Below are 12,733 nucleotides of genomic sequence, written 5' to 3'. Positions count from 1 at the left end.
TGGTGAAGCCGGCGGTACAAAAATCTCATTCACATCAAGAGGGGCCATTTGACCTTGCGATTGCCAATGAGGAAAAATTGATAGAAATGCTTCAAGAGAGTGGAAAGCTGTCTAAGAAAGCAACTGCTGAACAGGCGGAACAAGCAGTAAAGAAATTCCTAAAAGAAAAATCAGAAGGACTAAAAGAACTTGAGGATGACGGAGAGTTAAAGGAAGAAAAAGAGAAGATTGAAAAAGATATCCAAAAACATAAAAAAGGGAACAATCATAAAAAAGGCAAAAAGAGAAACCTTGATCCGGTAGAAGAAGAGGAATACACAGGAGAAAAAAGAACGGATAAGGTCCTTGTGCTTCTAATGGAATTCCCGGATTTTCCTCATAACTCAATCCAGCCTGGTGAATCGGATATGTATTATGAAGACTATGTAAAAGAGCACTATGAAGATATGGTTTTCGGAGAGAATGGATATACGGGCCCTAATGGCGAGAATCTGATTTCGATGAAACAATTTTATGAACAGCAAACCGATGGTGCCTACACAGTTGACGGTGAGGTTGCAGGATGGTATCAAGCTGCCAAGCCAGCAGCTGAATATGGCGGTAATGACCCTGAAGCGGGAGATAATGATAAGGATGCAAGAAGCCTTGTGCGTGAAGCACTTGTAAACGCGGTGGCTGACCCGAATGTGAACCTTTCAGACTATGACCAGGAAGACCGCTATGACCTTGATGGTGATGGAAATACCCGAGAAGCAGACGGGCTGGTTGACCATCTGATGATCGTTCATTCGGCTGTTGGTGAGGAAGCCGGCGGCGGAAGCCTCGGTCCTGATGCCATCTGGTCTCACCGCTGGAACTTGGGTGATATATACCCTGTTGATGGAACTGAAGCGGAAGTCCCTTACTGGGGCGGTTCAATGGCAGCCTATGATTATACTGTACAGCCTGCCGATGGTGCAGCGGGAGTATTTGCTCATGAATACGGACATGACCTGGGTCTGCCGGATGAATATGATACCCAATATTCCGGTGAAGGAGAAGCAGTCGCATACTGGTCCATCATGGCAAGCGGAAGCTGGGCAGGAAAAGTTCCTGGCACGGAACCAACCGGTTTCAGTGCATGGTCGAAAGAGTTCCTGCAAGCTGCACATGGAGGCAACTGGCTGAAATATGAAGAAGTGAATCTTGAAGACATTGATAGAAAGGGATTGGATGTTTATCTGGATCAGGCAAATACAAAAGGCACGAATCCCGATGCCCTTCGTATCAACCTTCCGGACAAAGAGACAGTAATCAACACTCCTTTCAGCGGCGAATCTGAATACTTCAGCGGCAGCGGCAATGATTTAGACAATTCAGCTGTCCTTAATGCCGATTTGACTGCTGCAGAAAATGCAGAATTATCATTTAAAGCTTGGTATGATATCGAAACGGATTGGGATTACGCTTCAGTACAAGTTAGCGAAGACGGTGAAAACTGGACTAGTATCCCAGGTAATATCACGACTGAAACAAACCCTAATGATCAGAACCCTGGTCATGGAATTACAGGTAAGTCTGACGGATGGGTGGATGCAGAATTTGATCTAAGCCAATATGCAGGGAAGAACGTTCAAGTGAAGCTGAATTATTGGACCGATGTAGCAGCAGTAAACCCCGGTCTTTATGCGGATGACATCAAAGTGACTGCAGACGGCAGCGAATTGTTCTTTGATGATGCCGAAGGTGACGCAAAGGTTTCACTGGAGGGCTTCACTAAGGATAATGGAATTAAGACATCCGAACATTATTATCTCCTTGAATGGAGAAACCACCAGGGCGTGGATGAAGGTTTGGCCCACATTCGCAGAGGTGATAGTTTAATGCAATATGATCCAGGCCTTGTCATATGGTATGCTGATGAAAAGTATGGTGACAACTGGACAGGTATTCACCCAGGCGAAGGTTTCCTTGGAGTGGTAGATGCAGATCAGCGCGAGCTTAAATGGAGCGACAACTCGATGGCGTCGACCCGCTATCAAATCCATGATGCAGCATTCAGTATGGATAAAACAGATAAAATGTTACTTGACTATCGTGAACTGCTTGGCTTAACTCTGGAAGATAGATATACTAAAAAAAATCCTGAGTTTAACGACAAGCGCAGTTACCTTAACGAAAAAATGCCGGATGCAGGGCGAAATGTTCCTGAATATGGGTTGAAGATTAAAGTGACTGGGCAAAGTAAAGATCGTTCAGTTGGCCGGGTTGAAATTTCAAAAAAATAAGCTTTTCAAAGGGTGACGGCTTGCTGCCGTCACCCTTTAAGCATGTTATTGGACATTTTTCCCCTGTGAATTGATAATAATACTCACATCAGATAAAGGAGATGTCCAATTTTGCCTATCAAATTAAGTGTCTTGGATCAGTCACCAATTTCAGAAGGAATGAGCCCTCAAGAGGCTTTACAACATACAGTAGAACTTGCCCGGTTTGTAGAAAAGCTGGGTTTCACACGTTTTTGGGTATCGGAGCACCATGATTCACCGAGCCTTGCGGGATCCTCACCGGAGGTATTGATAGCCCACTTGGCTCAAAACACGGCGAAGATCCGTGTCGGATCCGGCGGGGTAATGCTCCCTCATTACAGTTCGTACAAAGTAGCAGAAAACTTCAGGCTGCTGGAGGGATTGAACCCAGACCGTATCGATTTAGGTCTTGGCCGGGCTCCCGGCGGAATGCCGATGGCTTCGATGGCCCTCAGTGACGGGAAACACCGCGATGTCAACCGTTATCCTGAGCAAATCGATGAATTGCTGGGCTATCTGACAGATTCACTTCCGGATTCTCATCCTTACCAGGGGCTGACGGCAGCACCAAAGATCCGGACGATGCCTGAAGTATGGATGCTCGGGTCAAGCCCTTCAAGTGCAATGCTGGCTGCGCAAAAGGGTCTGCCTTACACTTTTGCTCAATTTATCAACGGTGAAGGCGGCCCTCAATATACGCAGGCATACCGCAACAACTTTGTCCCGTCCGACTATCTGGATAAACCGAAGAATACAGTCGCAGTCTTCACGATTTGTGCAGATACGGATGAAGAAGCGGAAAGAGTCGCTTCAAGTATTGATCTATCTCTGATCATGCTGGAACAGGGAATGAGCTCCAATGGAACCCCAAGCCCGGAAAAAGCAGCTGCCTATCAATACAGCCCATTCGAAATGGCACGGGTAAGGGAAAACCGAAAACGAATGATCGTTGGAAATCCTGAGAAAGTAAGAAGAGAAATCCTTCAGCTCAGCGAAGATTATCAAGCGGACGAAATCATGCTTGTCAGCATCACATACGACTTCAAAGATAAAATCAAATCATTCCAACTCATCGCGGAAGCACTGCTTTAAAGTCGAAAGGGACGGTCCTTTATTATACTAAGGACCGTCCCTTTTCTTATCTTTTCTCCAATGCAAGGATGAATGGAGGGTTATTCAGTTGGTTTACGAATTGATAGCGTAATACATGGACATAATTCTGGTCCAATTTTTCCACATAACGGAGCAGATAGTCCCTTTCAACGGCTCCTTCATGGTGACCATGGTAAATAACGAGGACCAGGATCCCCTCCGGTGCCATCATCTCAAGAATTTGATTGACTGCCGAGATGGTCGTCCTCGGACGGGTGACGATCGTTTTGTCCCCGCCGGGTAGATAACCAAGATTGAAGATCGCTCCTGTAATCTTCCCGTGATGAACGGGAGGGATGACATTCATTACCGTCTCATGCCCTTGCTGAAACAAGGTAACTCGATGGTCGAGTTCATGGGTGGCTAGCTGCTCTCTTGTATTTTGTACCGCATCCTCTTGGATATCAAAGCCATAAACCCGCCCGTTATCTCCGACGAGCTGAGCCAGATACAAAGTATCATTTCCGTTTCCCAGTGTGGCATCAATCGTGATATCGCCCGGATTTACTGCATTGTCCAAAAGTTTTCGGGCAAAAGGTAAAATTCGTTCCAGTTTCATGCTTTCACATCCACATTAAAATATTTTCCTTGCCAACTGTTTCGGCTTATTAATTCATGATCAATCGCGTTGAGTACATTCCACTTATTCACACTCCACATCGGTCCGATCATTAATTCGATGGGACCGTCTCCTGTAATCCGGTGGATGATCATTTCCGGCGGGATGATCTCTAATTGATCACAAACAAGTTTTACATATTGGTCAAAGTCCAGGAATTCAAGGAGTCCTTTTTCATATTGCTTGACCATTGGAGTGCCTTTCAATAAATGAAGAAGGTGGATTTTTATCCCCTGCACATCAAGTTTCGCTACTTCACGTGCAGTTTCCATCATCATTTCGGCATTTTCCAGTGGCAGCCCGTTAATAATATGAGAACATACCCGGATCCCATGTCTTCGAAGTTTTTTCACACCATCAACATAACATTGAAAGTCGTGTGCGCGATTGATTATCTTCGCCGTCTTCTCGTGAACGGTCTGAAGTCCAAGTTCCACCCACAGATAGGTGCGCTCATTGAGTTCGGCAAGATACTCGACAACATCATCAGGCAGGCAGTCAGGCCGGGTGGCGATCGAAAGTCCCACCACATCTTCCTGTTTTAAGACTGTCTCATATTTGTCACGCAAAACCTCAACGGGTGCATGGGTATTTGTGAATGCCTGGAAATAAGCCATATACTTGCCATCTTTCCATTTTCTGTGCATCTTCTCTTTACTCTCATTAAATTGTTTTTCCAACGGATCGACTCGGTCGCCTGCAAAATCACCTGATCCGGCTGCGCTGCAGAACGTACAACCCCCATGTGCGACGGTGCCGTCACGATTCGGGCAGTCGAAGCCGCCGTCGAGTGCCACTTTGAACACTTTATGCCCAAAATGACTGCGTAAATGGTAATTCCATGTATGATATCGCTTATTATCGGAAGCGAACGGAAACGAGTTTGCCTCTATGACAAACACCTCCTGTATTTTTCATATGATTATGTATAGTAACATTTGAAAAAAACGGTAATGAATTAAGCTCAATGTTATATCTTCACCGGAATGCAGCACAGCCCATCAAAAAGATTTTAACATGAATGGGAATGGGAATGTATCATGCCTGTTTAAATAGGTGAAGATTACCACTTTTGAATGTGTACCTCAGGTGAAAACTAATGAAGAAGAAGAGGGGGCAGAATCTCTTCTTCAGACAAAAGAAAAGAGAGCAGGAGGTAGTCGACATGGCAACAAGACAATCCGTTGAAGACTGTATCCAGAAATGTGAAGATGCCATTCGTTACGCTCACGAGCAATACAAATCAGGTATGGAGCAGGAGCATTATCACGATCAGGAATACACAAAAGCGATGCAGCAGATCGAAGAAGCGGTAAATGATGTCGCTGACCTGGCACACAGCGCTAATTCCCAGCAGCGTGAACAGCTGCACAGAATGAGACTTCAATTGCAAAGTCTTCAAAATGAGATGATTTTATTAGAACATGACCCGAATGTAGTAGGAGGAAAATTACATTGAAAAAACGTTCTAAACAAAATAATCCCGAACAGAAAACAAGAAGTGAGTTTCGTAATTTAGATACAGAATTCGGCGCTGAGCAAAACCCTGTCAAAACAGCCAAGAAAAGATACGAAAAGCAGGGCCAGCCTGTAAAATCCAATCAGAATAACGGAAAATGACATGAAAACCAGGTGCTTTTAAGTACCTGGTTTTTCTATTGACCGGGAGACGTGCTAGAAAAGGGCAGCTGCAATGAGAGGGATGAGTTACTGAGCAGTTGGGTGTTTAGTGGTTCCTGGCGGATACAAAAGGGGGTGATTGTGCCAGGCACAAATGAGGTGCATTGTTCCTGGCACCTCCCCTCTTCTTAACCCGATATAAGCATTCCTCACCCGATTAAAACCTTCCCTAAAAATTTTCAAAAATAATTCTTGCTCCCCCCTTGCAAAAGGAGTAAAATTCTTTTGGGACTCGAAATAAAAGGTGGAAAGGGAAGCTAAAAATGCCTAAATCACTATGGTTACTAGTTATCGGGATGATGGTGAATGTCACAGGTTCTTCCTTCCTGTGGCCGCTCAATACGATCTATCTGCATGAACATCTCGGTAAGACACTGACCGTTGCCGGGCTGGTTCTGATGGTCAATGCTGGTGCAAGTGTCATCGGGAATCTGATCGGTGGGATTCTTTTTGATAAATTAGGGGGATACCGCTCAATTTTACTGGGCATTATCATTACGCTCGCATCCCTGGTCGGTATGAATTTGTGGCAGGGATGGCCTTATTATGTTGTGTTTTTGACTCTTGTTGGTTTTGGTTCAGGGATCGTGTTTCCTTCTATGTATGCCATGGCTGGATCAGTCTGGCCGGAAGGAGGCAGGAAGGCGTTCAATTCTGTCTATGTTGCTCAAAATATCGGGGTGGCAGTGGGAGCTGCATTAGGCGGGTTAGTGGCATCCTTTTCCTTCAGTTATATATTCCTCGCAAATTTACTGATGTATGTTGTATTCTTTTTGATCGCGCTTATTGGCTACCGTGATATTTCAGCGGATTCGTCAAGGCAGACATCCGTTCTGAGTGAGAAGAAAGTAATCAGGAACAAAGCCAAGCTGACCGCACTTCTGATCATTTGTGCTGCCTATTTATTATGCTGGGTCGGTTATGTCCAGTGGCAGTCGACCATAGCAACCTACACACAGGAGATCAATATCAGTTTGAAACAGTACAGTCTGCTTTGGACCATCAATGGTGCATTGATTGTTCTCGCACAGCCTCTTTTATCAAAAATGATAAAGCGCTTTGAGGAGAATCTGAAGCTGCAGATCATACTGGGAACAATTATATTCATGGTTTCATTCGGCGTCGCTTCTGTATCGGATACATTTGAATGGTTTGCCATATCGATGATTATCCTGACAATCGGGGAAATGCTGATCTGGCCGGCCGTGCCGACGATCGCCAATTCACTCGCTCCTAAAGGCCGTGAAGGCTTCTATCAGGGAATTGTCAACAGTACGGCAACAGGGGGAAGGATGATCGGTCCATTCATCGGAGGGCTCCTGGTTGATGTGTTCAGCATCCAGGTCCTATTCATGACACTGATCGGATTTTTCATCGTATCTCTTGTGCTTTCAAGTATATATGATCGTCCATTAAGAAAGAGCTCAACATTACCATACCCTATACAAATAAAAAGCCAATGATCATCATTGGCTTTTGCTGTAAAAGAAAGAATAAAATTACTGCTTGAATTGTCCGGCGGCCAGCCCTCGAGGTCATAAGATAAATGGGCCAAGAAGGCAGAAAACGCCTCCCCGGCCCATTTATCTTATGCTTGTCGGGGCTGGGCGAGCCGCCTCCGCTTTTCTATTGTCCAGCTCCGGGGCTTAGAGGCACATGTCATAAGCCAAACCGACCAGGAAGGCAAAGAGCGCCTTCATGGCCGGTTCGTCTTATGCCACCCGCCTCTGGGCAAAACCCCTCCGCTTTTCTATTGTCCAGCTCCGGCGGCTAGAGGCTCGAGACATAAGCCATGCCATCCAAGAAGGCAAAGAACGCCTTCATGGCTGCCCTGTCTTATGCTTGTCGCCTCTGGGCGAGCCGCCTCCGCTTTTCTTTTTCAATATAAAAAGGGCTCCCATTTCCTATGGAAGCCCACTTGCAAAAAATTGAGGCGGATGATCAGCAAACTCCACATAGTCTGTTGCCATAAAGGCGTGATCACCGACTTACACAATTCAGCTCATCGCTTGTATAGAATAACACGGAAAGAATCCAAACGCAATATTTATTTTGTAAAGGTTGCCCGTTAAATGGGAGCAGTATGGTTTCCAAGCTGATATAGACCGTTACATATGTTCAAGAGAAAATGTTACTTTAATTCCCGTCTTCGGTCAGCCGCTCCGTCACTTTATCACATTCTGTTTATTTTGCAGCCAGTATTTGATGACGGGACCTTTGTTTCCAAACACAGGGTCCAGCTCCGGGAGAGGCACTCGTTTGATGTCGATCAAAACCTGCGGCCGCTCCTTTAGTGTACCTTCCTTCATATTATAATCGGCTCCGTCAGGGTAGGCGCCGACCACTTGGAAATCATGACTCGCGTTCAGCTTTTTATGGCCGGTGCCCGCAGGCAGCAGGACAACATTACCCTTCTGCAGCGTGATTTTCACACCTTTGCTGCCGCCGAGCTGGACGGTTGCTTCGCCCTCTTTGACCCCAAGCACCTCATGTGCATTGCTGTGATAATGGTGAAAATCATGAATGCCGTTCACCCAGCTGTTCCTCCAGCGATTTTGATGAAAGACCTTCTCCATATCTTCTGTATTTTTCACGGCATCCGGATAGATGAGAACAGGTATATCCGGATTGTTTGGAATGGTTCCGTCATCTTCCAAATAAAAGATCTTTAATCGATCCATTTCCATTGGGATTCCTCCTTTTGATTTTTATAAAAAGTTCCCGCAAAAAGCCATTTGTAAACTCGTTTTCGCCCTTTAAATTTGTCCTGGAAGTCCTGTTTGTTTTGAATTGATATGCTACTATAATTGTAAGAATATTTCTAATACGATGTTTCACGAGAGTAGGGGATTTTAGATGAGTAGTCTGTTGAAGAAAGTTTCTGTTGAAATGATTGAAATCATTTTGGAAAATGCCTTTGAATGGCTGGTTGTGGTAGACAATGATGGCAGGATCATCTACATCAATGAAAATTACTGTAAGTTCCTTGAAGTGGACCGGGAGAAAGCGATAGGCTCACATGTAACGAATGTCATCGAGAATACAAGGATGCATAAGGTCGTGGAAAGCGGGAATGAAGAAGTGGCCGACCTTCAGTATATAAAAGGAAATTATATGATTGCAAATCGTATTCCGATCGTTGTAGACGGAGAAGTGATCGGGGCTTTTGGAAGTGTAATCTTCCGCGATACCAGTGAATGGATGCAGATGAGTTCTCATGTGAAAAACATGATGTCAAAGATTCAAAGTTATATCCAGGATATTAATACAGGGGTGAAGTACAACCTGAATGACATCATCGGTACTTCCGAGGGGATCAAGGAGCTGAAGGATAAAGCACAGATGATCGCCCCGAGTGACATATCGATCCTGATCAGGGGGGAGAGCGGGACCGGTAAGGAATTATTTGCGCACAGCATTCATCAGCTTAGTGAAAGGAGCGGACAGCCTTTTATTAAAGTGAATTGTGCTGCCATCCCTGAGCAGCTGCTCGAGTCGGAATTATTCGGATATGAAGAAGGAGCCTTCACAGGTGCCAAAAAAGGAGGGAAGAAAGGAAAATTTCAGCTTGCGCATAAAGGAACCCTGTTTCTTGACGAAATCGGGGATATGCCTTTGAATATGCAGGCGAAACTTCTGAGGGTCCTGCAGGAAGGTGAAGTGGAAGCAGTCGGGGCTTCACGGGTGCACCAAGTGAACGTCAGGATCATTGCAGCTACCAACCGTCCCCTTGAAAAAATGATGGAAGAAAAAAGGTTCAGGAGTGATCTCTATTACAGAATCAATGTTGTTCCTTTCGTCATCCCGCCGCTGCGCGACAGGAAAGATGATATTGAGATGCTTGCGGATTTCTTCCTGGCAAAATCGATGAAATCATCCGGAAAAAGAATACAGGGATTCCAGCAGGAGGTATTGGATATCTTTACTTCTTACAGCTGGCCGGGAAATTTAAGGGAGCTTGAAAATGTGATCAATGCCTCCACCTACCTGTCAAATGAATACCAGATTTCATTGAGTTCCTTACCCCAATACATGAAGGCGGGCAATCTATACAATGTCGAGTCGAAGACATTGAAAGAAATCATCGAAGATACTGAGAAAAAAGTGTTGGAACAAAGCCTGAAAAAGTTTAAGGAAGATAAGCGGAAGATGGCATCGTCGCTCGGAATCAGCAAGTCGACAATGTATGAAAAATTAAATAAATATGATCTTATGGAATAGTCCAGATAATCGGAATAGAGTCCGGCTATCCGGACTATTTAATTTTTTACTTGTAATTATGTACAACGTGTGAATGGGTTCCTCTTTTGTCCGGATATCCGGACAAAAGAGGAACCCGTATACTGATTTTGTTAATTCTGAAAGTTGGCACAATAATTGCAAGTATAGTAAGTGTAAGAATCGTTTTAGAAAGGAGAAGGACAAATAGAAATGTAAATGATTTCAAAACGAGAGAAATATTATTGGAAAAAGGGGGAAAACAAGATGTTAAGTATGATTGGTCTCATTGGAGGACTTATATTATTAATCTTTTTAACAATGCGCGGAATGAATATTCTCATTGTCGGACCTATTTCCGCTTTGTTTGTTGCTGTATTGAGCGGAATGCCGCTATTTCCACAGCTTGCAGGTGAAGGGCAGGCGGATCTCGTCACCAACTATATGTCCGGTTTCACCAGCTTTGTTGCTGCCTGGTATTTAATGTTCTTACTTGGTGCGATATTCGGTAAGGTTATGGAAGATAGCGGAGCGGCGGACAGTGTATCGCGTTTCGTTGTAGATAAACTGGGTATGAAATATGCCGTCTTGGCAATCGTCGCAGCATGTGCGGTACTGACGTACGGGGGAGTAAGCCTTTTCGTTGTGGCATTCTCCGTCTATCCGATGGCACTGAGCTTATTTAAGCAGGCAGACTTGCCCCGCCGATTCATTCCGGCAGCGCTGGCTCTCGGATCTGTTACTTTCACCATGACCTCTGCGGGTTCACCTGAGATTCAAAACTGGATCCCCATCGAATATCTGGGGACGACACCTTATGCAGGCTGGGAAGTAAGCTTGATTGTGGCTGTCTTCATGGCAGTATTTGGTTACTGGTGGTTGAAGCGCATCATCAAGAAGGCGATCAATAAAGGGGAAAGGTTCCAATCGCGCGAAGAAGATCCGGTTATCGACGAAGGCCGTCCGCTGCCGAATCCGCTGATGGGATTGATCCCGCTTCTGATTGTGTTGATTCTTTCGTTCATTTTCCACGATTCAATGAAACAGTCTGCTTTGATCATTGCTTTGCTTGGTGGGGTAATCTCGACTTATCTATTAAATAGAAAGTTTTTCAAAGGCTTCTGGCCTGCTGTTTCAGAAGGGACAATCGGTGCGTTGATCGCGATCGGTAACACAGCCGCTGTAGTAGGATTTGGTGGAGTGGCAAAAGCCGTCCCTGCATTTGAAACCGCTGTCAATGTAATGACCAGCATCCCTGGTTCTCCATTGATCGGAGGCGCAATCGCGGTCAGTGTCATTGCCGGTATGACAGGATCTGCATCGGGAGGCCAGGCAATAGCACTTCCGCTGATTGCACCGCACTACATGGATATGGGTGTAAATCCGGAAGCGCTGCACAGGGTTGCAGCGATTTCTTCAGGTGCACTGGATTCACTGCCGCATAATGGCTATGTGGTGACCACGATCCGTTCGATCTGTAACGAGTCACATGGGGAAGCCTATGGAGCTGTCGGAGCAGTTACGGTCATCGTGCCATTGCTCGGGCTCGCCATAGCAATCATTTTATTCAGCTTAGGATTAGGCATTTAGGGAAGGAGTTTCATCATGGTTGAAAATAAGGTCGTATTTGTAACCGGCGCAGCACAGGGAATCGGTTTTGAAATTGGGAAAGAATTTGCTGCCAGCGGTTCAAAAGTTGTCCTGACGGATTTGAAAGAAGATGATGTACAGGAAGCTGCACTTTCTTTAAAAAAACAAGGCTATGAAGCACTCGGTATCCGCTGTGATGTAACATTGGAAGAGGACTTGAAAGAAGCAATCACCATGACGGTGAATCACTATGGCAGACTGGATGTCCTGATTAATAATGCGGGGCTTCAGTACGTGTCCCCGATTGAAGAGTTTCCGACTGAGAAATTTGAGTTGTTACTAAAAGTCATGCTTACTGCTCCATTCGTGGCGATCAAACATGTTTTGCCCATCATGAAAGAGCAGGGATCCGGCCGAATCATCAATATGGCTTCAATCAATGGATTAGTAGGTTTTGCAGGTAAGGCTGCCTATAACTCAGCGAAACATGGCGTGATCGGCCTTACGAAGGTGGCAGCCCTTGAAGCGGCCGCCCATGGTGTCACAGTGAATGCCGTCTGTCCTGGATATGTCGACACCCCATTGGTGCAGAATCAGCTTGGCGATCTGGCAAAAACGCGTAAAGTTCCTCTGGAGAAAGTATTGGAGGAAGTCATCTATCCACTAGTACCGCAGCAGAGGCTATTGGAAGTCAAAGAAATCGCAGACTACACCATATTCCTGTGCAGTGACGCAGCAAAGGGAGTGACCGGGCAGGCAGTGGTGCTGGATGGAGGATATACGATTCAGTAATGAGGTTTTTAGAAATGACCCTTTCCTGGTGGGGTCATTTCTTTTTTTTGAGAATAGGGATTTGTTGGTTTGGTGATGGGATGAGATGAGTTTATTGGGAGATGGGGATTTAGTCTGGGGTAGATGAGTGCGCCTTATTTGGGGAATTTTTGTACATGGTTCATTCTTTGAACAGGGATGTGTGTTTGAATTGAATAAGTATAAAAATGGTATTAATTGTTAAATGGCTGAATTAATATTGATTTTGGCAAGAATATTTGGGTTATCGGCAAAATTATGATACAAAGTGGCAAGATAAATTGCCATTCCGGCAAGAATATCATGCTGAACGGCAAGGTTGTCAGTTTCAGGGGGGATTTCTTTGATAGAGATTAGGAGAATTTCGATATTTATG

The 12,733-nt window shown here is 45.1% G+C and carries 11 protein-coding genes; 8 read left to right on the top strand and 3 right to left on the bottom strand.

Annotation, left to right across the window (positions count from 1 at the left end):
* Both HP456_RS12605 and HP456_RS12600 read left to right on the top strand, forming a co-directional pair.
* A partial coding sequence (locus tag HP456_RS12605; RefSeq protein WP_172251597.1) for an immune inhibitor A domain-containing protein occupies positions 1-2,267 on the top strand: 2,267 nt, incomplete at its 5' end.
* A 111-nt stretch (positions 2,268-2,378) separates the two neighbouring features.
* A complete protein-coding gene (locus HP456_RS12600; protein WP_172251587.1) occupies positions 2,379-3,380 on the top strand; it encodes an LLM class flavin-dependent oxidoreductase in 1,002 nt (333 codons plus the stop codon).
* A gap of 46 nt (positions 3,381-3,426) precedes the next feature.
* On the opposite strand, the gene mnmM is transcribed toward HP456_RS12600, so the two are convergent.
* On the bottom strand, positions 3,427-3,999 hold the full coding sequence (gene mnmM / locus HP456_RS12595) for a tRNA 5-(aminomethyl)-2-thiouridylate-methyltransferase MnmM (protein ID WP_172251585.1): 573 nt from the start codon (positions 3,997-3,999) through the stop codon (positions 3,427-3,429).
* Complete coding sequence (gene mnmL / locus HP456_RS12590; protein ID WP_376766211.1) at positions 3,996-4,952, bottom strand: tRNA modification radical SAM protein MnmL/YtqA; 957 nt, start codon at positions 4,950-4,952, stop codon at positions 3,996-3,998. The genes mnmM and mnmL overlap by 4 nt, the downstream gene beginning before the upstream one ends.
* A gap of 272 nt (positions 4,953-5,224) precedes the next feature.
* Here mnmL and HP456_RS12585 point away from each other — a divergent pair, with 272 nt between their 5' ends.
* From HP456_RS12585 to HP456_RS12575, 3 genes are all read left to right on the top strand, one after another.
* The gene (locus tag HP456_RS12585; RefSeq protein WP_172251601.1) at positions 5,225-5,518 is read left to right on the top strand and encodes a YtzC family protein; all 294 of its coding nucleotides are present in this window, start codon (positions 5,225-5,227) and stop codon (positions 5,516-5,518) included.
* Positions 5,515-5,679 carry a glycogen biosynthesis protein GlgD gene (locus HP456_RS12580; protein WP_172251581.1) on the top strand — a complete coding sequence of 55 codons (165 nt, stop codon included), beginning with the start codon at positions 5,515-5,517 and terminating at the stop codon, positions 5,677-5,679. The genes HP456_RS12585 and HP456_RS12580 overlap by 4 nt, the downstream gene beginning before the upstream one ends.
* Before the next feature lie 323 nt (positions 5,680-6,002).
* Positions 6,003-7,202, top strand: a complete 1,200-nt coding sequence (locus tag HP456_RS12575; protein ID WP_172251579.1) for an MDR family MFS transporter — start codon at positions 6,003-6,005, stop codon at positions 7,200-7,202.
* 702 nt (positions 7,203-7,904) lie between these two features.
* Here the strand turns inward: HP456_RS12575 and HP456_RS12570 are convergent.
* Positions 7,905-8,426 carry a cupin domain-containing protein gene (locus HP456_RS12570; protein ID WP_246289008.1) on the bottom strand — a complete coding sequence of 174 codons (522 nt, stop codon included), beginning with the start codon at positions 8,424-8,426 and terminating at the stop codon, positions 7,905-7,907.
* A 169-nt stretch (positions 8,427-8,595) separates the two neighbouring features.
* Here HP456_RS12570 and HP456_RS12565 point away from each other — a divergent pair, with 169 nt between their 5' ends.
* From HP456_RS12565 to HP456_RS12555, 3 genes are all read left to right on the top strand, one after another.
* On the top strand, positions 8,596-9,960 hold the full coding sequence (locus tag HP456_RS12565) for a sigma-54 interaction domain-containing protein (RefSeq protein ID WP_172251577.1): 1,365 nt from the start codon (positions 8,596-8,598) through the stop codon (positions 9,958-9,960).
* Positions 9,961-10,224: 264 nt separating this feature from the next.
* Positions 10,225-11,547 (top strand): GntP family permease, encoded by a 1,323-nt coding sequence (locus tag HP456_RS12560; protein WP_172251575.1) that lies wholly within the window; start codon positions 10,225-10,227, stop codon positions 11,545-11,547.
* Between the two features lie 15 nt (positions 11,548-11,562).
* A complete protein-coding gene (locus HP456_RS12555; protein ID WP_172251573.1) occupies positions 11,563-12,339 on the top strand; it encodes a 3-hydroxybutyrate dehydrogenase in 777 nt (258 codons plus the stop codon).
* Positions 12,340-12,733 lie beyond the last annotated feature (394 nt).

This window comes from Bacillus haikouensis, from assembly GCF_013179555.1.
In the GTDB taxonomy this organism is placed as follows: Bacteria; Bacillota; Bacilli; order Bacillales; family Bacillaceae_B; genus Rossellomorea; species Rossellomorea haikouensis_A.
The sequence above is the reverse complement of the archived record's forward strand: the minus strand, read 5'-3'. Positions and strand labels throughout refer to the sequence as shown.

Bases quoted from the DNA above. Each gene is read 5' to 3' on its own strand.
- mnmM (WP_172251585.1), bottom strand. From the start codon at position 3,999: ATGAAACTGGAACGAATTTTACCTTTTGCCCGAAAACTTTTGGACAAT.
- HP456_RS12585 (WP_172251601.1), top strand. From the start codon at position 5,225: ATGGCAACAAGACAATCCGTTGAAGACTGTATCCAGAAATGTGAAGAT.
- HP456_RS12575 (WP_172251579.1), top strand. From the start codon at position 6,003: ATGCCTAAATCACTATGGTTACTAGTTATCGGGATGATGGTGAATGTC.
- HP456_RS12570 (WP_246289008.1), bottom strand. From the start codon at position 8,426: ATGGAAATGGATCGATTAAAGATCTTTTATTTGGAAGATGACGGAACC.
- HP456_RS12565 (WP_172251577.1), top strand. From the start codon at position 8,596: ATGAGTAGTCTGTTGAAGAAAGTTTCTGTTGAAATGATTGAAATCATT.
- HP456_RS12560 (WP_172251575.1), top strand. From the start codon at position 10,225: ATGTTAAGTATGATTGGTCTCATTGGAGGACTTATATTATTAATCTTT.
- HP456_RS12555 (WP_172251573.1), top strand. From the start codon at position 11,563: ATGGTTGAAAATAAGGTCGTATTTGTAACCGGCGCAGCACAGGGAATC.